A 24,581-nucleotide genomic window follows, 5' to 3' on the forward strand; every position below is an offset into this window, starting at 1 on the left:
TCCTGTTCTAGAGGGTGTTCCTGTCCAGTTCCACACGGACCGTCTTCTGCAGCAGCGGATGGATGAATTCTATCCTGTAGCTGAAAAGCTGGAGGTCCCTGAGCGTTGAATCGCCATACAGCGGATCTCCAATTACGGGGAAGCCGACGTGTGCAAGATGGACCCGGATCTGGTGTGTCCGCCCCGTCTCAAGTTCTATTTCGAGTTCACAGTATTCAGGCGTGACTCTGGACTCTATGACGTGCGTCATGGCTTCCTTCCCCTTGGATGTTACATGGTACTTGTTGCGTTCCTTCGGGTTTTTGGCGATCGGTGCATCGATCGTCTGCGGCTCGAGGCGTTTCTTCGTATCCACTCTTGCGATATAGGTGCGTTTGATGTCCCGTTCGCTCAGCATATGGTCGAGCATCTTCTTGACAAGCGGGTTCTTGGCGACAAGGATTACGCCTTTGGTCTCCTGGTCGAGCCGGTGCACGGGTTCCAGATAGTCGGACTCGAGCGTGTACACCGCATGGTTCATAAGCGTGTTCGTCTCATTCATCTGGTTCGGGTGGGTCTTGACCCCCCTTGGCTTGAACAGGATGGCCAGATACCTGTCTTCATACAATACGTCGCATGTACGGTAGCTCGGCTTGTACTGGCTCTCGGCTCCGGTGTCGGGCAGGAGGACCGCATCCCCGGTATGGACGGGGGCATTGAGCGGCGCCTGCTCCCCATTGATCGTGATGTCTTTTGACATGCGCAGGAAATGGAGCTCTTTTTTTGGAACATGGAGCGATTTCAGCATCTCTTCAAGTGTCATGCCATCAAAATTTTCGTGGATATTTACTTTCATCTATTCTTCCCCTGTCATGGCAGTGATGAACTCGGCATAGTCATCTGCATTGCCCGGGTTGCCGGTCATCCGGTCGACTTCTTCGCCGTCTTCGAAGTAGACGAGCGTCGGCGTGGCTTCGATGGCATAGTCATTCCAAGCCTGCTCATACTCCAGTATGTTCAGCTGGGTGACTTCTTCACCCGTCTCGTCGAATGCCTCCATCAGGAATGGTGTTGCCGCCATGCAGTGGACGCATGTCGGGCTCCAGAAGTAGACGAACTCACCTTCGCCGCCGTCGATGATCTCCTGTGTTTCATCGAGTGTCTTGTTGTGGTGGTAGTTCTCATCATCAAGCTTGTCGATCGTCGCTCCTTCAAGTTCTTCCGGCTCCCTGTCTGTATACGGATAGTAGCCGGAGTCGCTGAGGTTGTCCGGGTTGTCGGAAGCATTGTTCATATAGATGAAGATTCCGACAAAAGCGACGATGATCAGTGCGACGATGCCATAAAATAGTTTATTGCCCATGGTTGAGTCTCCTTTTTATTTTCTTTTTATCATAAATGATAATATAAAGATGAGTGCAAAAGCAATGAGGGAGAGCAGCGGTATCGTGATGAAACCGAATACGTTGATGTACTGGACGGTGCAGGACACGCCGGTACATGCTGCAAAGTTATCCCCAAGGAAGCTGACCTTCTGCAGGGCATAGTGGTAGGATGCAAGCAGTATGCCGAGGCCGCTCATTACGCGGATGTAGTATTTCGCACCTTGATCATTGCGGACGAAGCCGATGATTGAAATGATGACCAGGGGATACATCAGAATGCGCTGATACCAGCAGAATTCGCAGGGGGCATACTGCCTGACTTCACTGAAGTAAAGGGATCCCATTGTCGCAATCAGTGCAGTGAGGAAGATGAGCTGCATATAAAGTTTATTGTTGGCCATGCCGTTCCTCCTATTTGCTTTTTCATTTCAAGGTCATACTATATCATTATAAGTGATAATGATATATGCATGGTAACGATTAATTTACAAAGTTATTAACTTTTGTATACCGAAAGGGTGTCACGATGAAGAGTAAACTTCAGCTTTTGAAGGATATCGCCGAGTTCCTCAATGAAGAGACCGATCGCAGTACCATGATACATGGTGCCCTGAAGCTCCTGATCGACTATTCCGAATTCGATACGGGCTGGATCTTTTTCATCAACAGTGAAGGCCAGCATGAACTCAGCGCCCATTACAGATTGCCGCCGTCTCTCGAAAAGGAGCAGTACCACCATCTTTGCGACGGAAAATGCTGGTGTGTAAACAAATATAACAACAGTGAACTCAAGACGGCAACGAATATATTCGTCTGTTCGAGGCTCGAGAAGGCCAGGATGGAGTACCCGGAGGAGAACAAGGGGATCACCCACCATGCGACGGTGCCGCTCATATCCGGTGAGGAGTCATTCGGGCTGCTGAACGTTGCCAGTCCCTACAGGGAGCAGTTCACCCAGGACGAGTTGGACCTTCTGGAGTCCGTCGCCTTCCAGATCGGTTCAACACTGAAGCGGATCGAGCTGACGGCGCAGGAACAGGAGAACATGATCATCCGGGAGCGCCAGCGTCTGGCGCGGGACCTTCATGATTCGGTGAACCAGATGCTCTTCTCGATCGGCATCACTTCCCACGCGGCAAAAACACTGGACGACCGGGGGAAGGTGCAGGATGCCTTCCAGTCGATCGAGCATACGTCGAAACATGCGATGAAGGAGATGAAGGCGCTGATTTGGCAGCTCAAGCCGATCGGCCTTGAGAACGGCATCATCGATGCGGTCGAAAAATACGCAGACATATTGGACCTTAGGATTACTGTGCAGGTCGATGGATTCTATAATGTTTCCGACCGGGTGGAAATCGGGCTCTACAGGGTCATCCAGGAGAGCCTCAACAACATCAGGAAGCATTCCGGTACGCATGCGGCACGGATTGAAATGGTTGCCGGGACGGACACCCTCAAGGTTACAATAGAAGACGCGGGTACGGGATTCGAGATGGAGGAGGGCAAGGGCTACAGCTACGGACTTGCAAACATGCGGGAGCGGGTACACAAGCTCGGCGGTTCTTTCGACATCATTTCAAAAAAAGGTGAGGGCACGAAAGTGGTTGTCAGTGTCCCGATGAAGGAGTGAGCATATGTATAACATCATACTGGTGGACGATCATCATATCGTCAGGGAAGGGATGAAGTTCCTTCTGTCCACCACGGAAAACATCAACGTACTCGAGGATTTCGGCACGGGACAGGAAGTGCTGGACTATCTGGAGGAGAAGCATTCACATATAGACCTGGTGCTTCTGGATCTCGTGATGCCCGAGATGGACGGCATCGAAGTGACACGCGCAATCAAAAGCCATTATCCGGGCATCAAAGTGCTCGTGCTCTCCAGCTATACGAGTGAAGAGTACATCCGTCCGGTGTTCGCCGCCCATGCGGATGGGTACATCATCAAGGAGATGGAGGCGGAGGAACTGATCGACTCCATCATAAAGGTGATCGAGGGCGAGAAGGTGATCCATCCGAACATTCTTGAAGTGATCGACCGCGAGGGGGATATGCCCCATGAGAAGAATGCACTCTCGGCGCGTGAAGTCGAAGTGCTGCGGGAGATCGTCAAAGGGAAATCGAACAAGGAGATCGGGGAGGCGCTCTATGTGAGTGAAAAGACGGTGAAGACCCATGTCAGCCATATCCTGAACAAACTTGAAGTTTCCGACCGCACCCAGGCTGTCATCTATGCCATCAAATATAATATCGTGGAACTTTAGAAAGCCACGGATGACGCCGAGTAAACCGGTTACAAATAGCAGTTTACAAAAACTGTTACAAGGAAGTATAATGAATCAAGGAGTTTCAAAGTCTGGAGGGGTAATATGAAAGTGGGAAATAAACTGACAATACAGATCATCATCGCCCTGATCCTCGGCATCATCGTGGGCTCGGTGCTCAGCCCGATGGGCGACCAGGGATGGGTACAGTGGATCGATCAGTACATATTCAACGTAGTGGGACAGCTGTTCCTGAATATGATCTTCATGATGGTGGTTCCGGTCGTCTTCATCTCCATCGTCCTCGGAGTGGTCAATGTCGGTGATCCGAAGATGCTCGGCGGCATCGGCATCAAGACGCTGGCATTCTATCTGGCGACTACGGCAATCGCCATCACCATCGCCATGGTTGTGGCGAACCTTCTGAATCCTGGGGAAGGGCAGTCCCAGCTTCTGGATTCGGAAGAAGTATCAGAATACCGCGAGACGGAACTTGAGGGTGGATCGACAGGGGAAGCCATCCAGCAGGGATTCGACCAGACGGTCATCAACCTGATTCCGACGAACATCATCGAGGCGATGGGCACGCAGAACATGCTTCAGATCATCGCTTTTGCGATCTTCATCGGCATTGCCATGATCGCCGCAAAGGACAAGTCCGCGCGGCTTACAGCACTGTTTGAAGAGGCGAATGACGTCGTGATGTGGATTGTCATGGCCATCATGAAATACTTTGCAGCAATCGGTGCATTCGGACTTGTTGCGACCGCCTTCGTCCAGGCCGGATTCGGTGCCATCCAGCAGCTCGGCATGTACTTCATCTGTGTGCTGCTTGCGCTGTTCATCCACCTTGCAATCGTATATGGTTCTGTAGTCCAGTTCCTGGCGAAGAAAAGCTTCATCTGGTTCCTTAAGAACTTTGCGCCGGCGATGGGTGTGGCGTTCAGTACATCCTCCTCAAGTGCGGTATTGCCGATCTCACTCGAGACGGCACAGGAGAACCTGAAGATACGCAAGAGTGTGTCGAGCTTCGTGCAGCCGCTCGGTGCAACGATCAACATGGACGGTACTGCAATCATGCAGGGTGTGGCCACGGTGTTCATTGCGCAGCTGTCCGGGATCGATCTCACGATCATGCAGATGGTTACAGTCGTCATCATTGCGGTGGTGGCGAGCATCGGTACTGCAGGTGTGCCGGGTGTCGGCCTTGTCATGCTGGCCATGGTATTGACGGCAGTCGGGCTCGATCCGGCGGCGATCGGCATCATCATCGGTATCGACAGGCTGCTTGACATGACCCGTACGATGGTCAATATTACGGGGGACGCAACGATTGCGCTCGTAATCAATGAGCAGCAGACACGTCGGGAAGAGGCTGAAAAAGCCGAAGCCTAAGCCATTCTTATCACTAAAATTGAATAGGGCATATATTGAACACTTGGTGAATTTCAATATATGCCCTTTTAATTTTACCCGATCTATATTATTATATTAAAAGTGTATTATTATCGCATGTAAATTTTACAATACCCGAATTGAGTGAAAGGAAGAAAAGAATGGATAAACAGACTTTTACGGAGATGCTCCAGTCCAAGTTCAAGATGGTCAGGACAGAAGCTGGTTATACGCAGGACTCCATGAGTCAGACAATCGGGCTGTCCAAAAAGACGCTCGTACAGATTGAGAAAGAACGCATCCTTCCCAACTGGACAACGTGCATCTCGCTTTGTGCACTATTCAGGGACAGCGAAGTTCTGACAAATTCATTCGGTGGTGATCCCCTTGAACTTGCCCAGGTGATATCCAGAGGGCATTGTATCTACCCGAATTATGATGGTGAAGCGGTATATTGGGAGGATCTCGACAGAAAGAATGGATTCCGTCTGCAGTATAATAAAAGCAATAAGATATATAGAGTACTGAATGATGAGAACCGTCCGGTCCATGCTTCCTATATTGAGAGGGAAATCAGGACATACTTCATGAGACAGACGGATCTGCAGCCCGTCTGATTCAAAGGAAGCACCGCAAGGTGCTTTTTCTTTTGGATTCATGTAGGATAAATGACAGGAGAAGGAGGGCTTTTTCTTGAACGATGGTTTTCAGATTATACTCATGGCCATGATCGGTGCACTGATCGGCGGACTGACGAACATGCTCGCCATACGCATGCTGTTCAGGCCGTATGAAGCGAAATACATGTTCGGCAGGCGTCTCCCTTTTACGCCGGGTGTCATTCCGCGCAGGCGGGAGGAAGCCTCCGTAAAGATGGGGGAGATCGTCACCAGGCATCTTTTGACGCCCGATGCCTTCATAGAGAAGATAAAGAGCCGGGAGACCCAGAATTTCATCATGCTGTTCATCGACCGGCAGATAGAGACGATCGAATCCGAAAAACTGACACTGCGCTATTTTCTTGAACGGATCAATGAAGGGCTGTCCGACAAAGTGGTGGAAGGCTTCAACGCCCAGCTGTCCGAGAAGGTGGCCTCAGAAGGCGAAAGGCTCTATCAGCAGGAGATCGGCGGACTCATCCCCGGGGATGCCATGGCTACGCTGGATGACAAAATCGGCAGCCTGCAGCCCCAGATCACACAGAAAATAGAAGAGTACATCAATTCGGAGAAGGGGTATCAGGACCTCTATACGATGACCGACGAGTTTATCGAACACAGGGGCAGGCTCGCCCGCTCGCTGAAATATCTGATGTCGAAGGAGACGATCGTACAGAATATACAAGGCGAGCTGAACAAGCTGATCCATCATCCGAAAATGACGGAGATACAGGTGCGCATCATCAACGACGAGTATGAAAAGATCAAGAACAGCAGGCTGGATGAACTCATTTCCGACAGGGACCGGCAAAGGTTGACTGAGAGCGTCTATGGCGTGCTCAGGGAACGTATAGATATCGAGGGCATACTCGATTATCCGATTGAGGACTTCAATCCTGAAATGTTCGAATCATTCAAGACACGCGGAAAATATCGGCTGCGTGACAACATCATAGAATACCTTGGTAAGAATACAGGCAGAATCGTCGAAAAGCTCCAGCTTGCACAGGTGGTCAAAAAGCAGATCGACAGTTTTGAACTCAGCCATATCGAAGACCTGGTGATGGAAATCTCGAGCAAGGAGTTCCGCATGATTACGCTTCTCGGCTTTTTCCTCGGTGGAATGATAGGAATCGTCCAGGGACTCATCGTTGTGTTTTTATAAGTCGGTTTTTTATGTTACAGTAGAGATATCTTTATAAAGGGAGTTTTTTAATAATGGCAGTTAATGTATACGATCAGGCCAATGCATTGGAAGATGCACTGCGCAACTCAGATGAATTTCAGAATATGAAGGACCTTTATGGTAAAGTGAATTCCAATCCGGAATCCAAGCAGCTGTTCGACGAGTTCAGAGAAGTACAGATGGACTTGCAGCAAAAGCAGATGCAGGGTGAAGAGATTCAGGAGGAAGATGTTCAGAAAGCACAGAAATCAGCAGAAGATATAGAGAAGGATGAAAATATCAAATCACTGATGGAAGCAGAACAGAAGATGAGCGAGCTCATCCAGGACCTGAACCGTGTCATCATGAAACCTATAGAAGAGCTTTATGGTCTGAACAACCAGAATTAATTATTGAAGAGGTCTATTATAGGCCTCTTTCTTTTGTGTTTTTTGGTATACTGAAAATATAATGCCAGGAAAAGTCAGGTGAAATATATGGTTAAGTTTATTCATAGCGCAGATCTGCATCTGGACAGCCCTTTCAAGTCCCGATCCAAGATGCCTTCAGGCATCTTCGATGTGCTTATGGAGAGTACATACAATAGTGTCACAAGGATGATGGATTTCGCCATCGAGGAGAAGGTGGACTTCATTATAATAGCGGGGGATGTCTTCGATCAGGCGAACCGCACACTGAAGTCCGAGATATTCATGAAACGCCAGTTTGAACGCCTCAAGGAGGCCGGCATCTTCGCCTATGTCATCCATGGGAACCACGACCCGCTGACCGAGGGTGTAAGGACGTCCTGGCCGGATAATGTCACGGTCTTCAAGGAGAATGTGGAAACCTATGAGATGATCACTTCGAAGGGGGAGAATGTATTCCTTCACGGCTTCAGCTATTTCCTGGATGACTCCTATGAGAACAAGCTCGATGACTATCCGGTGAATACGATGAATGAAGGGATTCATATCGGCATCCTGCACGGCACCTATTCGAAGAGCCAGTATGGACAGGAGCGCTATACAGAATTCAATCTGGAAGTGCTGAATGAAAAGCTGTATCATTACTGGGCACTGGGCCACATCCATCAGCGGGAGCAGCTCAGCGACCTCCCGCCGATCCATTACTCAGGCAACATCCAGGGACGCCACAAGAATGAGTATGGGGAGAAGGGCTTCCTGCTGGCAGAAGGGGATGACGTCTATCTCACCACCCGTTTTGTACCGGTACAGGAGCTCATCTTTTCGGAATATGAGCTGGAAGTCCAGTCGCTCGCCAAACAGGACCTCTACCAGTCCATCGTCGAATTCAAGCATCGGCTGAGGGAAAAGGGGCGGCACATCATACAGCTCAACCTTCTGTATGATGGGGAAGAGACGATATCGGATGCCGACTTCAATGAAGTGGTCGAACTGCTCAAGGAAGACGAAAGGGACCTGAAGCAGTTCATATGGATCGATGACCTCCGCCTCAAATATCTCACCCAGGACAACATCGCCCTGCTCAATGATATAAAGGCGACCCATTCTGAGAACAGGGAACTGTTCAAGGAAGCGGTGAATGCGCTGTATATGGATCCGCGGCTCAACAGATACTTGGAGCCTATCCAGGACATCGACCAGGAAGCGCTGCTTAAAGAAGGCGAAGAACGACTTAGAATGCTGATGAGGAAGTAGTGGACATATGAAAATTATTGCTTTGAACATATATGGCTATGGAAAGATTACAGAAACTGAAATAGATACCAATCAGCAGTTCATCCAGTTTTTTGGTGAAAACGAAGCCGGCAAATCGACGATGCAGTCGTTCATCCATTCCATCCTGTTCGGCTTTCCGACGCGGAAGGAACAGGAACCGAGAAGGGAACCGCGCATGCACAACCTGTATGGTGGGAAGATCACGGTGGAATTTCCGGATGAAGCGGGCCCGGTGGAAATCGAGCGCATAAAAGGGAAGGTCCAGGGTGATGTGAAAGTCTATTTCATGGACGGCTCCGTCAGGGGTGAAGAATGGCTCATAAAGAAGCTGAACTTCATCGACAAGAAGACATACCGGTCGATCTTCTCCTTTGATGTTCTGGGGCTTCAGGATATCCATAAGAATATGACCGAAGACAAACTTCAGGAATACCTGCTTCGGGCAGGTGCACTTGGATCCCATGAATATGACGAGATGCTGAGTGCCATAGACGCCGAGATGAAATCAATCTATAAGAAGAACGGCACAAACCCTGAACTGAACCAGGAAATGGATGAAATTGCTGGCCTCAGTGAAAAGATCAGGGTGCTGGAACAGACGGAGGAGCGCTACAAGACGCTGATCAACGAGAGGCTCAAGACCGAGGAAAGCCTGAATGCCAAGAAGGATGCCCTTTTCCAGCTGGATATGGTACGCAAGCAGAAGATGAAGGAAGTCATGTACCATAAGGACATCAAAGACTGGAAGGCCCTTGAGGACAAGCTGAACATAGATCCCGTGGTCTTCCCCGAGCAGGGGCTTGAAAGGTACGAGACGCTGAAGCATCAGGTCCAGCAGACCGACCGCGATATTGCGCTCCGGACCGAGAAGCTCAAAGTCCTGGAAAATGAAATCGACGGTGTGTCGCTGCCCGACAGGAACCGGCTGGCCTATCTGGAGGGCATCCAGAAGAAGGAGCCGGACATCAAACAGAAGAACATGGAGTATTCCAGACTCTCTGCTTCTATAGATACCCTGGAGGAGGAGATCGCCCAGCTCAGGCGGGATATCGGCTGGCAGCAGGAGCATCATGAAGTGGATGATTCGAATATCGTCAAGGAGTCCGTGCAGACGGTCCTTTCAAAGCTCGATGAGGTCACATTGGAAGAACAGTTCCTTGTACGCGAAATCGATCATCTGAAATCCGACCTCAAACAGTTCGATCAGGACATAGAGCGTCTGGAGCAGGAACAGATCAGCGATGAACGGATCCGCGTGAAGAAGGAAGTCGTTGAACGGGAGTTTGAACTGAAGGAAAAAGAGAAGATGTTCAGACTCATCGAGAAGGACTATGAGCGTGAGAAGAAGGAGCGGGACCGTGTCAAAAAAGGCCAGTCGACCCTGATCATAGGGATCAGTGTCCTCGCCCTCCTGATCGGCGTGTTCTATCTGATCAGCACCAATTGGCTGATGGGCGGGCTTTTCGCAGTGATTGGGGCCGGTGCCCTGCTGCTCCTGATGCTCACCAACCAGCGTGGAGACGATGCACTGAAGAACGACTATCAGGATGAGGTCCGTGAACTCAAGGACATCATCGAGACGATAAAAAGGAACAATAACGTCGATTTCGACCTCAACGACGCAAGAGACCTCAAGATGGACCTGAAGACGCAGAGGACGAAAAGGATCTCCACGAACGTCAGGCTGGAGGAGCTCAAGGAAACACTGGCCCTCAAGGAAACACAGCATGACTCACTGAATACCGACCTTGCGGCAATCAAAAGTGACCTGAAAGTGAATCCGGATATTGAAAACAAAAATATCGTGGATGCGATCCATACGATCAGGGAGATCAAGCAGAAGCGGAACCAGATCAACAGGCATACGGTGGAAATGGACAACATCAACCGGGAGCTTCAGCAGTTCAAAAGGACCGTCAAGGATGACGTGGCGGACTTCGGTATACACTATGATGACAGCACCATCTTCTATGATGTCAAAAATATGGTTTCGGGCATGTATAAGGATGAGGCGCATCACAATCGGCTGAAAGATCAGATCAACCTGCTTGAAAATGAAATAAAGGTGCTTGCCGAAAGGAACGAGGCAGGCAGGCAGGAAATCGTGCAGCTGCTCGACTATGTGGATGCGGAAGATGAGGAAGAATACTACTATTTCGCAAGAAAACACAAAGAGTATCATGACAATATAGAACGCTTTAAAGAACTGAGTGAAAAGCTTGAAGAGGAGCACTTCGACTATGACGCGAGAAACGAGCTCTCCACATATCTCCTTGCCGATCTGAAGGAGGAGGAGGAGAGCATCGCGGAACAGATAGAGGACTTCAACAGAAAGCTGCAGGATGAACAGAAGGTGCTGGCGGAGCTGAACTCCGAAATCAGTACGCTGGAAAGTGACGGCAAGCTGAGTGAAGTGAATCACAGGTTCGAGATGAAGAAGACCCTCATCCGGAACCTTTCAAAAGAATACATGTCACTCAACTATATCCGCATCCTCATTGAAACGCATATCAAAGCCATCAAAGATGAAAGGCTGCCTGTGGTCATCGAAGAGGCGAGGAGCATTTTCGAGAAGGTGACAAGAGGACGGTATATCAACGTCGTCTATGACGAGAACGGCATTACGGTAAGGCATGTCAACGGTCAGCTCTTCCATCCCCTGGAATTGTCCCAGTCGACGAAGGAGATGCTCTATATCAGTCTCAGGCTGAGCCTGATCAAAGCACTCAAGGGATATTACCAGCTGCCGCTGATTATAGATGATGCCTTCGTCCACTTCGACAAGGAGCGCAAGAAGATCATCATCGACTACCTGCGCAATGAAGTGGATGATCAGGTACTGTACTTCACATGCAACCTGGACAGCGCAATTTCGTCCTCACAGACGGTCAAACTTAAAGAAAGAGTAAAATGAGGTGACTATACTTGAATAACATATCCAAACTGAAACCCGGAGACTCGGTGGAATCCTTCTACCTGATAAAAAGAAGCCAGCAAGGGGTCACATCCCAGGGCAAACCTTATATGACCCTGTTCCTTCAGGATCGTACGGGGGAGATCGAAGCCAAGCTCTGGACCGTATCGAAAGAAGATATGGAAGTCCTGAAGCCCGAAACGCTCATCAAGGTCAAAGGGGATGTCATCGACTACCGCAACAAGAAGCAGATGAAAATTGCCGCGTTCAGAACCGCAACCGAAGCGGATGACCTGAATGCCAAGGATTTTGTTGAGAAGGCACCGATTGATGAAGATACATTGTATGAGAGCATCATGGACTATGTCATCAAAATCGAGAATGGCAGTCTGCAGCGCATCGTCCGCCAGCTTCTGAACAAGTACAGGAAGGAATTCCTGAGCTTCCCGGCAGCAATGACGAACCACCACGACTTCGTTTCAGGACTGGCGTATCATGTACACTATATGCTGAGGACGGCAGAGGCGCTGTGCGACATCTATCCGTCGCTGAACCGCAGCCTGCTCTACAGCAGCATCATCCTCCACGATATAGGGAAGGTGAAGGAGCTGTCCGGCCCAGTGGGGACCACCTATACGGTCGAGGGCAATCTGATCGGGCACATCGTCATCGCCAGTGAAGAGATTACGCGGGTCGCCCAGGATCTGAACATCGACGGTGAAGAGGTCATGCTGCTCAAGCACATGATACTGAGCCATCATGGAAAGCTCGAATATGGTTCGCCGAAACCACCGATGCTGAAGGAAGCTGAAATCCTCCATTTCATCGACAACATTGATGCACGCATGATGATGATGGACAAGCATACGTCAAAATCGGAGAAGGGGCAGTTTACAGAGCGGATTTTCCCGCTTGAAGGCCGTTTCTTCTACCGTCCAGAATCGCTGGATTAAAGCTGAAGACACGAAAAAGGACTTGTGAGTTCAACTCACAAGTCCTTTTTCGTCTATTCGGCTGGCTCCTCGGTGGATTCTTCAGTGGATTCCTCGGTGGATTCTTCAGTGGATTCCTCCGCGGATTCTTCAGTGGATTCCTCGCTGGATTCCTCGGAACCGGAATTCAAGTATGTTTCTTCAATATATGTGCGGATTTCTTCATTTTCAAACTCGACATTGTATTCCTCGAGAAGGTCATTATAAAATCCGAGCACCTGATCCTGGTTTTCCTGGATCTTCTGGCTTACAACCTGGCGTTTGACGCCATCCAGTTCTTCATCAATGTTCTCTTCTTCATGCCTTTTGATGATATGGTAGCCGAAATCGGATTCGACTACATCGGATACTTCGCCCTTTTCAAGTTCGAAAAGGGCGTTCTCGAACGGTTCGACCATCTGTCCACGCTGGACGTAGCCAAGTTCTCCATTGTTTTCTGCACTGCCTGTATCATCGGATTCTTCAGAAGCCAATTCACCGAAGTCGGCACCGTCCTCGATTTGCTGATGCAGGGATTCAGCTTTCTCCTGCGCTTCCTCATCACTCAGACCATCCTCTTCTTCGGATACTTCAACGAGTATATGTGAGGCTTCTCGTACGGAGTCTTTCGCCTCTTCATCCGTCACTTCGAATTTCTCGGCAAAGAACTTATCATGGTACGCATTGTTGATGCGCTGCTCCTTATACTGTTCCACCGTCATGCCCGGCTGCTGCTGCTGGAGCACCATGGCGAACTGTTCCTCTCCGCCCATGCTTTCAATCTCTTCATTAATTTGGGATTCGATCTCTTCACGGTCGACTTCGTCACTGTATTTGTCCTGCAGTATGGAATCCAGGGTCAACTGGAAAGTACGGTTTGCGATATTATCGGTACCGAGTTCGTTAAGTATATCGTCAGTAGTGACTTCTCCTGCGTCACTTGTTGCGAGCACATCACCATATTCCGTTTCACCATTTTCACTGCCTGTGGCGTTTTCACTACTGCTGTCATCTGAACATCCAGCAAGACCGATGAGGCCCAAACCGACCACAATTGGCGCTAATTTTTTTCTCATTTCACAATTCTCCTTTAAATTTGGCTACAGGAGATAATATATCACAATAAAGTAGCGGGGTACAAATGATTGTACACCCGCTATCAAATGGTTACTTGTCTTTTGTAAAAGTATTCTGAACCTCTTCAACCCTGTTTTGAATATTTTCCACATTTTCCTGGATATGTTCAATATTGGGGTTGATGTCGGCCTTGTAGTTGCTGATCATCGTCTTGACTTCGTCCCCCAGTGTCTTGAATACTTCCTGGGATTCGTGCTTTGTCTTCAGGAAGGAGGATTTCACCTCATTGGCCTCTATTTTGAGCTGGTCCATCTGGGATTTCATATCACCCGAACCGGATTTCAGCGAAGACTGCAGTTCACTTCCGGATTTCGGTGCATTCATCAGTGATATCAGTGAGCCTCCCGTCACACCAACGAGAAAACCGATTGCAATATTTTTGAATTTCATAGCATGTCACGTCCTTTTTTATATACCAATACCCTGCTGTCTGATGGGTTATGCATCCAGACGGTCACGGATGGCATTTTCAATTTCCGTTTTCTCTTCGTCGGTCCGTTTTTTCTCATCCTGCTCCCATTTGTAGCCGAAGCCGTCATACTCTTCCTTGTAGCGGGGGATGAGGTGGAAATGGATATGGTATACGGACTGGGAAGCGAATGCGCCGTTATTCTGTACAACATTCAGTCCTTCCGGAGAGAAGGCATCCCTGATGGCGTTGGCGACTTTTGTAACGACCTTCATGAGATGGGCACCTGTTTCCTCATCGAGGTCATAGATGTTCTCAATCGGTTTCCTCGGCACGACAAGCGTGTGCCCTTTGGATAGGGGGAAGGCGTCCATGAATGCGATGCAGACATCGTCTTCATATACGATATTTGCCGGGATGTCACCTTCTGCAATCTGTTCAAAAATAGTTTTACTCATTCGTTGTACCTCCATTGTTCAGTTATGATATATTTACTTGGTACAAGTATACAAATAATATATATTAATTAAAAGGAAGTCGAATATGGTACTTCAAATAGATGGACTGACAGGTGGATATTCAAAGACACCGGTAATACATGATATTTCCTTCAACATCGGACATGGGGAGATCGTCGGCCTCATCGGCCTGAACGGCGCCGGCAAAAGTACGACGATCAAGCATATCCTCGGACTGCTGCGTCCGCATTCGGGCGAAATCAAGGTAGGGGGGATGACTGCCTCGGAGGATATAGAATCCTACAGGCGGCAGCTTGCCTACATTCCTGAAACACCGATTCTCTATGAGGAACTGACCCTGAAGGAGCATATACAGATGACGGCGATGGCATACGGCATCGATGAATCCACGGCGATGGCACGTGCAGAGCGGCTCCTCAAAGTATTCAGGCTCGAGACGAAAGTGGATATGTTCCCGACACACTTTTCAAAAGGGATGAAGCAGAAGGTGATGCTGATCTGTGCGTTCCTTTCGCACCCGGACCTCTACATCATAGACGAACCGTTTCTCGGGCTCGATCCACTTGGCATCGAATCCCTGATCGAGCTGATGGTCGAAGAGAAGCACAATGGCCGGTCGATACTGATGAGTACGCATATACTTGCCACGGCTGAAAGATACTGTGACCGGTTCGCCATCATCGACGAGGGACGTCTGATTGCGATCGGCAGCCTGGAAGCACTCCGCAGGGAATTCAATATGCCGGGGGCCACACTGGATGAAGTGTATCTCAAGATTACAGGAGGCGGCACCCAAAATGACTGAGCAGCTATTTCGGGAGAGAATGAATGCGGACATAGAAAGAAGGAGCTACTATGGCAAATTCATTTTCAACAGTCATTTCCTCATTTTCCTGACAATCGCCTCCGGCTTTTTCCTATATTCGCTGCTCAGCCTCATCCAGACGCTCGAGCCTTCATTATGGCAGGACGTCGCTGCAGCGCTTCTAGTGAGCATCACGCTCATCCCGGCCTACCGGACGCTGCTGAAGCGGGCGGATGGCGTGTTCCTGCTGCCCTATGAGGCGAAGTTCAGCAGGTATATGACATCTGCCGACAGATATTCGCTGACGCTGGGTCTTGCGAAACCCATCCTTGGGGGCATCGTCGCAGTCCTGCTCCTGACGGTGGGGCACGGCATCATGCAGATCCTTGTATTTGTGGCAGCAGGCATCATCTTCTATGTAATGAACTATCATATCAAGAAGGCCGCAATCAACTCCGATGTGTCGAATGCTGCCGTCATCGCTATGCTGATGGCATTGAATTTCATTTCGCTGCTGCTGATTCTGCAGCACCCGCTGTGGATCATCCCTGCGGCCATCGGCATCTATATGCTGATGGGATACATGAGGAAGCGGCGTCATTCCCAGCTGGACTGGAGTACACTGATCGACTATGAGGAAGCCCAGCTCAACAAGTACTATCAGAATGTTGCACTGTTTACGAATGTCAGCCACATTGACAAGCAGTTCAAAAGAAGAAGGTATCTGGACCCCTTCCTGTGGAAGCCGAAGGGCGATGCCTTCAGCAAGGAACGGATGTACGAATACCTTTTCTACCGGACATTTGCACGGGACCATGACCTGCCGATGATCATCCTGCGGCTCATCCTGCTGTTTGGCATCGTCATGGTGTGGATCGGCAACCTTTACCTTTCGGTCATCATCGTGCTGTTCGGCATCTACATCATCGTCCTGCAGATGTCGCAGATCTATACTGCCCAGGCCTATCTGCTCTGGCCGAAGGTCTGGCCGGTGGACCGCAGTTTCATCCAGAGGAGCTACATCACCTATTCGCACAAGCTCGTATTCGTGATTGCGGTCATCTTCAGCCTGGTCTTCCTGGGTGTGCATATCCAATACTTCTATCTTGTACTGCTGTTTCCACTATGGGGATACATCATCAATAGGACTTTGAGCAGGACGGTATATAAAAAGGAACAGGAATTAAGCGACTGAATAATTCAGTCGCTTAAAATTCGTCTTCCGTATCTTCTTCATTGTCCTTGAGGGGCAGGTAGAGCTTGGAGGAGATGGATTTGTGGAACAGCGACTCCGCCGTGCGGTACTTGGCAAGAGCTTCGGTGCTCAGATAGTTCCTGTAGCTGTTCGTCTGCTTGAAATCGTTGTAGGTTGAAGTCTGGGCCCATTGGATGAGGACGAGGTAGGAATCTTCACCCAGTGCTTCGCCTATGCGGTGGGATTGGACCCCTCTCGTCCCGGAGAGTATTTCGTTCAGATCGGCAAGGTGGCCATGAAGCGGGCCTTTCCTCTCATCCGGCACAGGAATGAAGTGCATTGATGTCGGGTTGTCCTCGTCGAGTGTCCCGGATGAATACTGCAGGTCGTAGGAATTGCGCGAACTGAAGAGGCTGTCGCTGCTGTCGCTTTCATAATAGAGGACGGCATCCTGCCCCATGGCGGCAATGTTCACATCCCTGTGCTTTTTCTTCAGATCCTGCATATAGGTTATCGTTCCTGTTGTCAAATGTAGTTTCATCATGTTCACCTCGTAAGTAGTCTTAATAGGTCTATACCTTAAAGCCAAGAGGGGTAAACGTGCAAAAAATAAATCAAATTTTTGACATTATGGTCCTAATTAATAATAACTATCATCAATGTGTTAAAATATTGATGGATATTAAAAATTGGAGGAGAAAATTGTGTTCAATGATACGATAATTAAAGCGGCAAGAGGAGAAAAGACCGATTATACTCCTGTCTGGTTCATGAGACAGGTCGGAAGAAGCCAGCCAGAGTATAACAAGGTCAAAGAAAAATACTCTCTGATGGAGATTACGCACCAGCCGGAGCTGACCGCTTATCTGACTGCGACACCAGTCGAGAACTATGATGTGGATGCGGCCGTGCTGTACAAGGATATCGTTTCTCCTCTGGCCCCCCTCGGCGTTGATGTGGACATCAAGCCGGGTGTCGGGCCTGTCATACAGAATCCCATCCGTGACATAAAGGATGTGGAGAAGCTTGGGGAGCTCGATCCCTACAAGGATCTCGACTATATCTACAAGACCATCGAGATACTGACGAAAGAGAAATTGAACGTTCCTCTCATCGGCTTCTGTGGCGCACCGTTCACAGTGGCCAGCTATATGATCGAAGGCGGTCCGTCTAAGAACTACCACAAGACGAAGAAGATGATGTACAACCAGCCGGAAACATGGTTCAGACTGATGGACAAGCTGACTGAGATGAGCATCCGCTACTTGCGGGCACAGGTCGAGTCGGGGGCGAGCCTCATCCAGATATTCGATTCGTGGGGCGGCGCACTGAGCCGCGAGGACTATGCCTACTATCTTTCCCCTTCAATGAACAAAATCATCAGCAGTGTAAGGGAGATGGGTGCACCGGTCATCGTATTCGGCATCGGAGCATCTCATTTGATTCCGGAATGGAACACACTTAATATGGATGTCATCGGTCTCGACTGGAGAACCTCAATTGACCAGGCAAGGGAGCTCGGCGTTACAAAGGCGCTCCAGGGCAATCTCGATCCTGCATTGCTTCTGGCCGACTGGCAGGTGATCGAGGACCGGGCGAAAGCCATCCTCGACCAGGGCAGAAATGAAGGCCATATATTTAATCTGGGCCACGGGGTCTTCCCTGAAGTGGATCCGGAGACACTTAGGAAATTAACTTCATTTGTACATGAATACAGTAAAGGAAAGTGATTGGAATGAAAGAGAAAAAAGGTCTACTCGTAATGGCGTATGGTACGCCGTATAAAGAAGAGGATATCGAACCCTACTACACCCATATCCGCAGGGGCAGAAAGCCGTCCGAAGAAGCACTCCAGGATCTGAAGGACCGCTACGAAGCAATCGGCGGCATCTCTCCATTGGCCGATACGACGAAGCGTCAGGCGGAAGCACTGGTCAGCCAGCTGAACCAGTCGCAGAATGAGATCGAATATGAACTGTTCATCGGCCTCAAGCACATCGATCCGTTCATCGAGGACGCAGTCGAGGCGATGAACGACCATGGCATCAAGGAAGCGGTATCCGTCGTACTGGCACCGCACTACTCCAACTTCTCCGTCGGTTCCTACAACAAGCGGGCGAAAGAGGAAGCCGACAAGTACGGCATTTCCATCAAATCTGTGGAATCATACTACGAACAGCAGCCGTTCATCGACTTCTGGACGGAAGCGGTAAAATCCTCCCTCAGTGAAGTGCCGGAATCAGAACGCGGTGAGACGGCAGTGGTTGTGAGTGCCCACAGCCTCCCTGAAAAGATCAAGGAGCATAATGACCCGTATCCGGATCAGCTCGAGGAAACAGCACAGCTCATCAAGGAGAATGCGGATCTCAAGAACGTCCATATCGGATGGCAGTCCGAAGGCAATACACCGGACCCATGGCTCGGTCCGGACGTACAGGATCTGACGAAGGATCTTTATGACGAAAAAGGCTACAAACATTTCATATACCTTCCAGTCGGGTTCGTCTGTGAGCATCTCGAAGTCCTCTATGACAACGATGTCGAGTGCAAGGATGTCTGTGATGAAGTGGGCGCGGGATACCACAGGCCGACAATGCCGAACACGGACGAGCGTTTCATTCAGGCAATGATCAACGAAATAAACAGACTGTAGTAAAGAAGGCTGATTATAGTGAAAAAGGTAGCAATCATAGGCGCAGGGATAACCGGATTATCCGCAGCCCATTATCTGTCCAAGCAGGAAGGTGTCGAAGTGGACCTCTTCGAGCAGAGCGACAGGGCAGGCGGCAAGATCAGGACGCACCAGCAGGATGGCTATACGATCGAGCTCGGTCCCGAATCGTATCTTGCCAGGAAGAAAATCCTCACTGAACTGGCCGAAGAGATCGGCCTCGGCGATGACCTCGTCCGCAACCAGACGGGCACGTCATATATTTATGTGAATAAGAAGCTGTCGCCCCTCCCGAAAGGGGCGGTGCTCGGCATGCCGACAGAACTGGTGCCTTTCCTGACGACGGACCTCATCTCAGCACGGGCCAAACTCAGGGCCGGCCTTGATTTCGTCAAGAAGCCGATCAAAGTGCACACCGACATCTCCGTCGGTGAGTTCTTCCGGAGCAGGCTCGGTGATGAAGTGCTCGAGAACATCGTCGAACCGCTCCTGTCCGGCATCTACAGCACCAACATCGATGAACTGAGCCTGATGTCCACCTTCCCGAACTTCAAGGAGATGGAAGAGCAGCACGGCAGCCTCATCAAAGGGGTCTATCACCAGAAGAACAGTGCTCCGAAAAGCGCGCCTGGCAAGAAGCAGGGCCAGTTCCTCCAATTCAAGAACGGGCTGCAGTCGTTCATAGACAGGCTCCTCGAAGTGATTCGGGAGAACGGCGTATCGACACATTTCAACCATGATGTGACCACCATCGAAAAAGACGGCGGGACATATGCGCTCACCGTCAATGGGGAAACACGCACATACGACAATGTCATCATCACGACGCCGCACTTCCAGTACAAGAGATGGTTCCAAGACATGCCGCTTGAATACTTCAAGCACATGAAGGCCACAAGCGTCGCAACGGTCGTCATGGCCTTTGATGATCATCAGGTGAAGAATGAGATCGACGGCACTGGTTTCGTAGTGAGCAGGAAGATGGATACTTCCATCACGGCATGCACATGGACCAACAAGAAATGGGCGCATGCTGCACCGGATGGCAAGACGCTCCTGCGTGCCTATGTCGGCAGGCCAGGGGACTACATCGTAGAAGAGAAGGATGATGAAGAAATCGTACGTCTTGCCCGCAAAGATTTGGATCAGATCATGACGATCAATGGTGAGCCCGAGTTCACTATTGTGACGAAGCTGAAGCATTCCATGCCGCAGTACAAAGTGGGCCACAAGGAAATGATCCGTGGCATTCATGAGTATATGGCAGAACACTATCCGGGCGTTGTACTGACAGGCGCCTCACATAGCGGCGTCGGTCTGCCGGACTGTGTCAGACAGGCCAAAGAAGCAGTAGAGTCAATTACAGAATAGATGGAAAACCATGCCCTGAATGTTATCATATATAATATCAGGGCATTTTTTTAAGGAGGCAGGTATAATGAAGTTCATTTCAAACAATAATATCACCGATCCAATGATCAACCTGGCGATGGAAGAGTACGTACTGCGTGAAATTCCTACAGACGATTCCTACTTCCTGTTCTATGTGAACCAGCCATCCATCATTATCGGAAAGAACCAGAATACGATAGAGGAAATAAACGAGTCGTATATACGGGAGAATAACATTAAAGTCGTCCGCCGTGTATCAGGTGGCGGGGCTGTCTATCACGATGAAGGCAACCTGAATTTCAGTTTCATTACGGAAGATGACGGGGAAAGCTTCCACAACTTCAGGAAGTTCACACAGCCAATCGTCGATGTGCTTCAGGATATGGGCGTCAATGCAGAACTTTCCGGCAGGAACGACCTTGAAATCGATGGCAAGAAGGTATCCGGGAACGCGATGTTCAGCCAGAAGGGACGGATGTTCTCCCATGGCACACTTATGCTCGACAGTGACATCTCCGAAGTGCAGAACGCCCTGAAGGTCAATCCAAAGAAGATTGAATCGAAGGGTGTCAAATCCGTAAGGGGACGTGTCGGCAACATCAACGACTTCATGGATGAGGACCTTGATATCGATACGTTCAAGCAGAAGATTCTGGAATATATCTTTGGTGGGGAAGAGAACATCGAGGAGTATGTCCTGACGGAGGAAGACTGGGAGAAAATCTATAAGCTTTCTGAAGAGAAGTATCAGACATGGGAATGGAACTATGGCAGGAATCCCAAATACAACTTCAATGCATCCCACAAATTCGATGCCGGGCTGCTTGATGTCAGACTGGACGTCAAAAAGGGACGTATTCAGCATGCTAAGATATTCGGAGACTTCTTCGGCGTAGGGGAAGTGGATGTCATCGAGGAGAAACTGATCGGTGTGGAGCATAACAGGGAAGCGATAGATAAAGCACTCGAAGGAGTGGACATCAGTTTCTATCTGGGAAGGATCACAAGGGAAGAATTCCTAGACCTGATTGCGTAGACAAATAAAATAGGCTGACTTTTAACTGTATGTACAATCGTACATGTTAAAAGTCAGCCTTTTTCGTATCTTTTAAGCGGCATCTTCATCTTCATCCGTCAATTCCTTTAGCAGTGATGTGTAGGTCATGAACTTCTCTTCATCCTTTTCAATGAGGGCCTCTTCCACCTTTTCAGTGTATTGCTTACGATTATAGTCATCCATGGCCTCTTGAAGCAGCAGTTCAGCGGACAGATCGTTTATCGTGTTGATGAAGACTCGCAACTGGTTAACCGGATATACTTGTTTGTTCATCCCTAAATCCCCCTTCATCATTTGGTTGTTACAAATTATATAACACGAAATGCACCAGGTCAAACTAAGTTTTGAATATTTAGACAATTTATTGTTGTAATTTTACAATTATAAATTGTGTTTGAATTATTATTTAACATTATTTAAATATAAGTTAACAAATTTAACGCTGTGTGATATAGTGTAATTGTTAGAATATTCTAAAGGGGGAACAGCATGAACAGACTGCATTATCAGATCCACGAAGACACCATGTATATTGTACCAGTCAACAATGGGGGATATATCGAAAGCAGAATAGGTGAGATATATGGGGGCGGCATCGACTGCAGGCTCAATCCGAATAAGCTGATCGAACGCAACTGCCGGAACCACTCGCAGAACTATGCAGCAAGGAAGGATCTGACCAAGACACTCACCAGCATCACCAGCAAGCTGCCGGTTATCGTAGATCTTTTTGGCTCCTACATATACTTCTGTACACATTCCGATCGGATAGCAGAGAACAACTGGTTCAACATCAGGCATGTGCAGTCCTACTGGAATGAAGGCGGGATGACCCGGGTGCAGTTCTCGAACAACGAGGAACGCATCATCGACATATCCTATGCCTCCTTCAACAACCAGTATCTGAATGCACTCAAACTGCATTACAAGTTCAACCAGCAGAAGGAGAAGTATCAGAAGAAGGAGATGAATATGCACTTCCAGTACCCCACACTCGGCAGGGGAGAAGTAGCGCAGATCAATGAAACCATCTACCATTCCTACATTAATTATATAAACGGACTGCAAATCAAGGATGAAGTGTAAATTTAACTTAAAACATGTTTATAAACGGTTGAAAAAACGTGTGGAATTGTTATAATTGTAAATGTTCGATTGAAAACAACATTATTCCACAGTAGCTCAGTGGTAGAGCTATCGGCTGTTAACCGATCGGTCGTAGGTTCGAATCCTACCTGTGGAGCCATGGAGATGTACTCAAGTGGCTGAAGAGGCGCCCCTGCTAAGGGTGTAGGTCGGTTCTCCCGGCGCGAGGGTTCAAATCCCTCCATCTCCGTTATTTATCCCGTAACCTTTTAGGTTGCGGGATTTTTAATTTTTATCCTGTGAATAGTCATAGACTAAATAGAAACCGTAGAACTTTCCTTATATTTGGTAAAATCCTGTTAAATCCATTCAAAATCTTATTCCAATAGTGTAAAATGATGTAAATTGCATGTATTGGAGGGGAATCAGTGGGAACTTTTGTAGGATTATTAATGTTTTTAGGTGTGGTTGCAACTATCACTCTTTTCGTGCTTGGTTTAATCCGGGAGAACAGAGGACAAGCGTATTATAGTACATGGAAAGCGGCACTTTATTCCTTCGTGGCGACTTGTCTGCTTGTGGTCCTTTTGGGGATAGTAAGCAGTGAGTATTCCTTGGCGGATATGGTTGGGATACTATGGTTTTTTGTATCAATTGTGATGTTTGTCTTCATTGCTCTGGCATTGAGGTCCAAGTCTAAAAACCAGAACCCCCGCAGGCATTTCAGAAGGGCGGGCATCGCATTTGTGACAGGTTTGGCATTGTTCTTCGTGACTGTTGCTGTCACGGATGAAGTGGAGGAGCCTGTCGACCAGACCGCTTCAGCGGATGAAGATACTGAAGAGGTGACGGAAGAAGCGACAGAGGAAGAGACTGCAGAGGAGTCGAAAGAGGACGCAGAAGAAGAGGAGGAGGCGGAGACGGAAAAAGAGGAATCCATCGAAGCTGAGAAAGAAGCATCCATAGAAGCGGCTGAAAGAGAGAAGGAAGAATCGATTGAAGCCGAAAAAGAAGCGTCCATAGAAGCAAAGGAAGAATCAATCGAGAAGGCTGAAGCTGAGAAGGAAAAGTCCATCGAGGAAGCGGAAGCAAAAGCCGAAGCTGAAGAGGAGCCGGTGGAGGAACCTGTAGCTTCCAAGGAGGGGCTCATTCCGGTCTCCCTCTATCGTGTAGTCGATGGGGACACGGTCAATGTCATTGATGACTCCGGTGAGGAGCTGAAGCTGCGGTTGCTTTTGATCGACACGCCTGAAACCGTCCATCCGAACAAGCCGGTCGAACCGTATGGCAAGGAAGCGTCTGCAAGATTGACAGAGCTGCTGAATGCGGCAGATCAGCTGTATATCGAGTATGACAGCGGCGATAAGACGGATCATTATGACAGGCATCTGGTCTATCTGTACGCGGATGATGTGAGTGTCCATGAAGTGTTGCTTAAAGAAGGGCTTGCACGTGTCGGCTACATCTATGAGCAGCAGCGCTACCTGTCCGAATTCCGTGCAGCGGAACAGTACGCCAAGGATCGCCAACTCGGCATCTGGTCCATCCCGGGCTACGTGAATGAAGGCGGGGAAGGCTTCAATAGTGAAGAACCGGAAGCTGAGCCGGAAACGACAAGCGAACCGGCGACAAATGAAACTTCACCTTCAGAGGGCAATGGAGAAACAGAATACTTCCAGAACTGTACAGAGCTGAAGAAGGTCTATCCGGATGGTGTGTCTTCAGACCATGCAGCCTATCAGCCGAAGATGGACAGGGATAAGGACAATTGGGCATGTGAGTAGCAAACATCTATATAATATGAAGGAAAATGGCCTTGGGCATACCGTCATTTCAGCATCAACTCCGCAACCATTCTGGTTGCGGAGTTTTTGTGCCTTATATAGGACATAAAAAAGACGCAACTGCA

At 49.0% G+C, this 24,581-nt stretch carries 25 protein-coding genes and 2 tRNA genes; 19 read left to right on the top strand and 8 right to left on the bottom strand.

Annotated elements, in window-relative coordinates; translation table 11 throughout:
• Positions 1-7: 7 nt before the first annotated feature.
• The 3 genes from BO53_RS0100230 to BO53_RS0100240 are packed head-to-tail and all read right to left on the bottom strand — an operon-like array spanning position 8 to position 1,765.
• On the bottom strand, positions 8-835 hold the full coding sequence (locus tag BO53_RS0100230; RefSeq protein WP_031544218.1) for an RluA family pseudouridine synthase: 828 nt from the start codon (positions 833-835) through the stop codon (positions 8-10).
• Entirely contained in the window at positions 836-1,342 is a 507-nt protein-coding gene (locus tag BO53_RS0100235) for a thioredoxin family protein (protein ID WP_031544220.1), read from the bottom strand.
• A 15-nt stretch (positions 1,343-1,357) separates the two neighbouring features.
• Entirely contained in the window at positions 1,358-1,765 is a 408-nt protein-coding gene (locus tag BO53_RS0100240) for a disulfide oxidoreductase (RefSeq protein ID WP_031544223.1), read from the bottom strand.
• Positions 1,766-1,890: 125 nt separating this feature from the next.
• Between BO53_RS0100240 and BO53_RS0100245 the strand changes: the two genes are divergently transcribed.
• The 9 genes from BO53_RS0100245 to yhaM all read left to right on the top strand — a co-directional run bounded on the left by BO53_RS0100245 (position 1,891) and on the right by yhaM (position 12,423).
• Positions 1,891-2,997: a GAF domain-containing sensor histidine kinase gene (locus tag BO53_RS0100245; RefSeq protein WP_031544225.1), complete on the top strand. Its 1,107-nt coding sequence runs from the start codon at positions 1,891-1,893 to the stop codon at positions 2,995-2,997.
• 4 nt (positions 2,998-3,001) lie between these two features.
• Positions 3,002-3,634: a response regulator transcription factor gene (locus BO53_RS0100250; RefSeq protein ID WP_031544227.1), complete on the top strand. Its 633-nt coding sequence runs from the start codon at positions 3,002-3,004 to the stop codon at positions 3,632-3,634.
• Between the two features lie 105 nt (positions 3,635-3,739).
• Positions 3,740-5,029: a dicarboxylate/amino acid:cation symporter gene (locus tag BO53_RS0100255; RefSeq protein ID WP_031544229.1), complete on the top strand. Its 1,290-nt coding sequence runs from the start codon at positions 3,740-3,742 to the stop codon at positions 5,027-5,029.
• A gap of 161 nt (positions 5,030-5,190) precedes the next feature.
• Positions 5,191-5,646, top strand: a complete 456-nt coding sequence (xdrA, locus tag BO53_RS0100260) for an XRE family transcriptional regulator XdrA (RefSeq protein ID WP_031544231.1) — start codon at positions 5,191-5,193, stop codon at positions 5,644-5,646.
• 76 nt (positions 5,647-5,722) lie between these two features.
• Positions 5,723-6,853 (top strand): DUF445 domain-containing protein, encoded by a 1,131-nt coding sequence (locus tag BO53_RS0100265; protein WP_031544232.1) that lies wholly within the window; start codon positions 5,723-5,725, stop codon positions 6,851-6,853.
• A 53-nt stretch (positions 6,854-6,906) separates the two neighbouring features.
• Complete coding sequence (locus tag BO53_RS0100270) at positions 6,907-7,263, top strand: YlbF/YmcA family competence regulator (RefSeq protein ID WP_031544234.1); 357 nt, start codon at positions 6,907-6,909, stop codon at positions 7,261-7,263.
• A gap of 87 nt (positions 7,264-7,350) precedes the next feature.
• Positions 7,351-8,535 carry a metallophosphoesterase family protein gene (locus BO53_RS0100275; protein ID WP_031544237.1) on the top strand — a complete coding sequence of 395 codons (1,185 nt, stop codon included), beginning with the start codon at positions 7,351-7,353 and terminating at the stop codon, positions 8,533-8,535.
• 7 nt (positions 8,536-8,542) lie between these two features.
• Entirely contained in the window at positions 8,543-11,470 is a 2,928-nt protein-coding gene (locus BO53_RS0100280) for an ATP-binding protein (RefSeq protein WP_031544239.1), read from the top strand.
• An 11-nt stretch (positions 11,471-11,481) separates the two neighbouring features.
• The gene (yhaM, locus tag BO53_RS0100285) at positions 11,482-12,423 is read left to right on the top strand and encodes a 3'-5' exoribonuclease YhaM (protein WP_031544241.1); all 942 of its coding nucleotides are present in this window, start codon (positions 11,482-11,484) and stop codon (positions 12,421-12,423) included.
• A gap of 53 nt (positions 12,424-12,476) precedes the next feature.
• Here yhaM and BO53_RS0100290 read toward each other — a convergent pair whose 3' ends face one another.
• The 3 genes from BO53_RS0100290 to BO53_RS0100300 form a co-directional block, all read right to left on the bottom strand.
• Positions 12,477-13,517 carry a peptidylprolyl isomerase gene (locus tag BO53_RS0100290; protein ID WP_031544243.1) on the bottom strand — a complete coding sequence of 347 codons (1,041 nt, stop codon included), beginning with the start codon at positions 13,515-13,517 and terminating at the stop codon, positions 12,477-12,479.
• 91 nt (positions 13,518-13,608) lie between these two features.
• Positions 13,609-13,968, bottom strand: coding sequence for a YtxH domain-containing protein (locus BO53_RS0100295; protein WP_031544244.1), 360 nt, complete (start codon positions 13,966-13,968; stop codon positions 13,609-13,611).
• 48 nt (positions 13,969-14,016) lie between these two features.
• A complete protein-coding gene (locus BO53_RS0100300) occupies positions 14,017-14,445 on the bottom strand; it encodes an HIT family protein (protein ID WP_031544246.1) in 429 nt (142 codons plus the stop codon).
• Positions 14,446-14,530: 85 nt separating this feature from the next.
• Here BO53_RS0100300 and BO53_RS0100305 point away from each other — a divergent pair, with 85 nt between their 5' ends.
• Positions 14,531-15,271 carry an ABC transporter ATP-binding protein gene (locus tag BO53_RS0100305; RefSeq protein WP_031544248.1) on the top strand — a complete coding sequence of 247 codons (741 nt, stop codon included), beginning with the start codon at positions 14,531-14,533 and terminating at the stop codon, positions 15,269-15,271.
• Positions 15,264-16,466, top strand: coding sequence for an ABC transporter permease (locus BO53_RS0100310; protein ID WP_031544251.1), 1,203 nt, complete (start codon positions 15,264-15,266; stop codon positions 16,464-16,466). The genes BO53_RS0100305 and BO53_RS0100310 overlap by 8 nt, the downstream gene beginning before the upstream one ends.
• Positions 16,467-16,479: 13 nt before the next feature.
• Here BO53_RS0100310 and BO53_RS0100315 read toward each other — a convergent pair whose 3' ends face one another.
• Positions 16,480-17,010: a hypothetical protein gene (locus tag BO53_RS0100315; protein WP_156956065.1), complete on the bottom strand. Its 531-nt coding sequence runs from the start codon at positions 17,008-17,010 to the stop codon at positions 16,480-16,482.
• A gap of 160 nt (positions 17,011-17,170) precedes the next feature.
• Here BO53_RS0100315 and hemE point away from each other — a divergent pair, with 160 nt between their 5' ends.
• The 4 genes from hemE to lplA all read left to right on the top strand — a co-directional run bounded on the left by hemE (position 17,171) and on the right by lplA (position 21,565).
• A complete protein-coding gene (gene hemE, locus BO53_RS0100320) occupies positions 17,171-18,196 on the top strand; it encodes a uroporphyrinogen decarboxylase (RefSeq protein WP_031544255.1) in 1,026 nt (341 codons plus the stop codon).
• 5 nt (positions 18,197-18,201) lie between these two features.
• Entirely contained in the window at positions 18,202-19,119 is a 918-nt protein-coding gene (gene hemH / locus BO53_RS0100325; RefSeq protein ID WP_031544257.1) for a ferrochelatase, read from the top strand.
• 18 nt (positions 19,120-19,137) lie between these two features.
• On the top strand, positions 19,138-20,508 hold the full coding sequence (gene hemY / locus BO53_RS0100330; RefSeq protein WP_211250548.1) for a protoporphyrinogen oxidase: 1,371 nt from the start codon (positions 19,138-19,140) through the stop codon (positions 20,506-20,508).
• Between the two features lie 67 nt (positions 20,509-20,575).
• On the top strand, positions 20,576-21,565 hold the full coding sequence (gene lplA / locus BO53_RS0100335; protein ID WP_031544260.1) for a lipoate--protein ligase: 990 nt from the start codon (positions 20,576-20,578) through the stop codon (positions 21,563-21,565).
• A 72-nt stretch (positions 21,566-21,637) separates the two neighbouring features.
• On the opposite strand, the gene BO53_RS0100340 is transcribed toward lplA, so the two are convergent.
• Entirely contained in the window at positions 21,638-21,859 is a 222-nt protein-coding gene (locus BO53_RS0100340; RefSeq protein ID WP_031544262.1) for an IDEAL domain-containing protein, read from the bottom strand.
• Between the two features lie 216 nt (positions 21,860-22,075).
• Between BO53_RS0100340 and BO53_RS0100345 the strand changes: the two genes are divergently transcribed.
• From BO53_RS0100345 to BO53_RS0100360, 4 genes are all read left to right on the top strand, one after another.
• Positions 22,076-22,672, top strand: a complete 597-nt coding sequence (locus tag BO53_RS0100345) for a competence protein ComK (RefSeq protein ID WP_031544264.1) — start codon at positions 22,076-22,078, stop codon at positions 22,670-22,672.
• A gap of 85 nt (positions 22,673-22,757) precedes the next feature.
• Positions 22,758-22,832, top strand: a tRNA-Asn gene (locus tag BO53_RS0100350).
• A 1-nt stretch (position 22,833) separates the two neighbouring features.
• A tRNA-Ser gene (locus tag BO53_RS0100355) sits at positions 22,834-22,922 on the top strand.
• Positions 22,923-23,295: 373 nt separating this feature from the next.
• On the top strand, positions 23,296-24,456 hold the full coding sequence (locus BO53_RS0100360) for a thermonuclease family protein (RefSeq protein WP_051682951.1): 1,161 nt from the start codon (positions 23,296-23,298) through the stop codon (positions 24,454-24,456).
• Positions 24,457-24,581 lie beyond the last annotated feature (125 nt).

Source organism: Salinicoccus luteus DSM 17002 (genome assembly GCF_000712035.1).
GTDB lineage: Bacteria > Bacillota > Bacilli > Staphylococcales > Salinicoccaceae > Salinicoccus > Salinicoccus luteus.

Bases quoted from the DNA above. Each gene is read 5' to 3' on its own strand.
- hemH (WP_031544257.1), top strand. From the start codon at position 18,202: ATGAAAGAGAAAAAAGGTCTACTCGTAATGGCGTATGGTACGCCGTAT.
- BO53_RS0100235 (WP_031544220.1), bottom strand. From the start codon at position 1,342: ATGGGCAATAAACTATTTTATGGCATCGTCGCACTGATCATCGTCGCT.
- xdrA (WP_031544231.1), top strand. From the start codon at position 5,191: ATGGATAAACAGACTTTTACGGAGATGCTCCAGTCCAAGTTCAAGATG.
- BO53_RS0100250 (WP_031544227.1), top strand. From the start codon at position 3,002: ATGTATAACATCATACTGGTGGACGATCATCATATCGTCAGGGAAGGG.
- BO53_RS0100305 (WP_031544248.1), top strand. From the start codon at position 14,531: ATGGTACTTCAAATAGATGGACTGACAGGTGGATATTCAAAGACACCG.
- BO53_RS0100300 (WP_031544246.1), bottom strand. From the start codon at position 14,445: ATGAGTAAAACTATTTTTGAACAGATTGCAGAAGGTGACATCCCGGCA.
- BO53_RS0100230 (WP_031544218.1), bottom strand. From the start codon at position 835: ATGAAAGTAAATATCCACGAAAATTTTGATGGCATGACACTTGAAGAG.
- lplA (WP_031544260.1), top strand. From the start codon at position 20,576: ATGAAGTTCATTTCAAACAATAATATCACCGATCCAATGATCAACCTG.
- BO53_RS0100270 (WP_031544234.1), top strand. From the start codon at position 6,907: ATGGCAGTTAATGTATACGATCAGGCCAATGCATTGGAAGATGCACTG.
- BO53_RS0100360 (WP_051682951.1), top strand. From the start codon at position 23,296: ATGGTTGGGATACTATGGTTTTTTGTATCAATTGTGATGTTTGTCTTC.
- BO53_RS0100345 (WP_031544264.1), top strand. From the start codon at position 22,076: ATGAACAGACTGCATTATCAGATCCACGAAGACACCATGTATATTGTA.
- BO53_RS0100295 (WP_031544244.1), bottom strand. From the start codon at position 13,968: ATGAAATTCAAAAATATTGCAATCGGTTTTCTCGTTGGTGTGACGGGA.
- BO53_RS0100340 (WP_031544262.1), bottom strand. From the start codon at position 21,859: ATGAACAAACAAGTATATCCGGTTAACCAGTTGCGAGTCTTCATCAAC.
- BO53_RS0100310 (WP_031544251.1), top strand. From the start codon at position 15,264: ATGACTGAGCAGCTATTTCGGGAGAGAATGAATGCGGACATAGAAAGA.
- BO53_RS0100275 (WP_031544237.1), top strand. From the start codon at position 7,351: ATGGTTAAGTTTATTCATAGCGCAGATCTGCATCTGGACAGCCCTTTC.
- BO53_RS0100255 (WP_031544229.1), top strand. From the start codon at position 3,740: ATGAAAGTGGGAAATAAACTGACAATACAGATCATCATCGCCCTGATC.
- BO53_RS0100280 (WP_031544239.1), top strand. From the start codon at position 8,543: ATGAAAATTATTGCTTTGAACATATATGGCTATGGAAAGATTACAGAA.
- BO53_RS0100240 (WP_031544223.1), bottom strand. From the start codon at position 1,765: ATGGCCAACAATAAACTTTATATGCAGCTCATCTTCCTCACTGCACTG.
- BO53_RS0100245 (WP_031544225.1), top strand. From the start codon at position 1,891: ATGAAGAGTAAACTTCAGCTTTTGAAGGATATCGCCGAGTTCCTCAAT.
- BO53_RS0100315 (WP_156956065.1), bottom strand. From the start codon at position 17,010: ATGATGAAACTACATTTGACAACAGGAACGATAACCTATATGCAGGAT.
- BO53_RS0100290 (WP_031544243.1), bottom strand. From the start codon at position 13,517: ATGAGAAAAAAATTAGCGCCAATTGTGGTCGGTTTGGGCCTCATCGGT.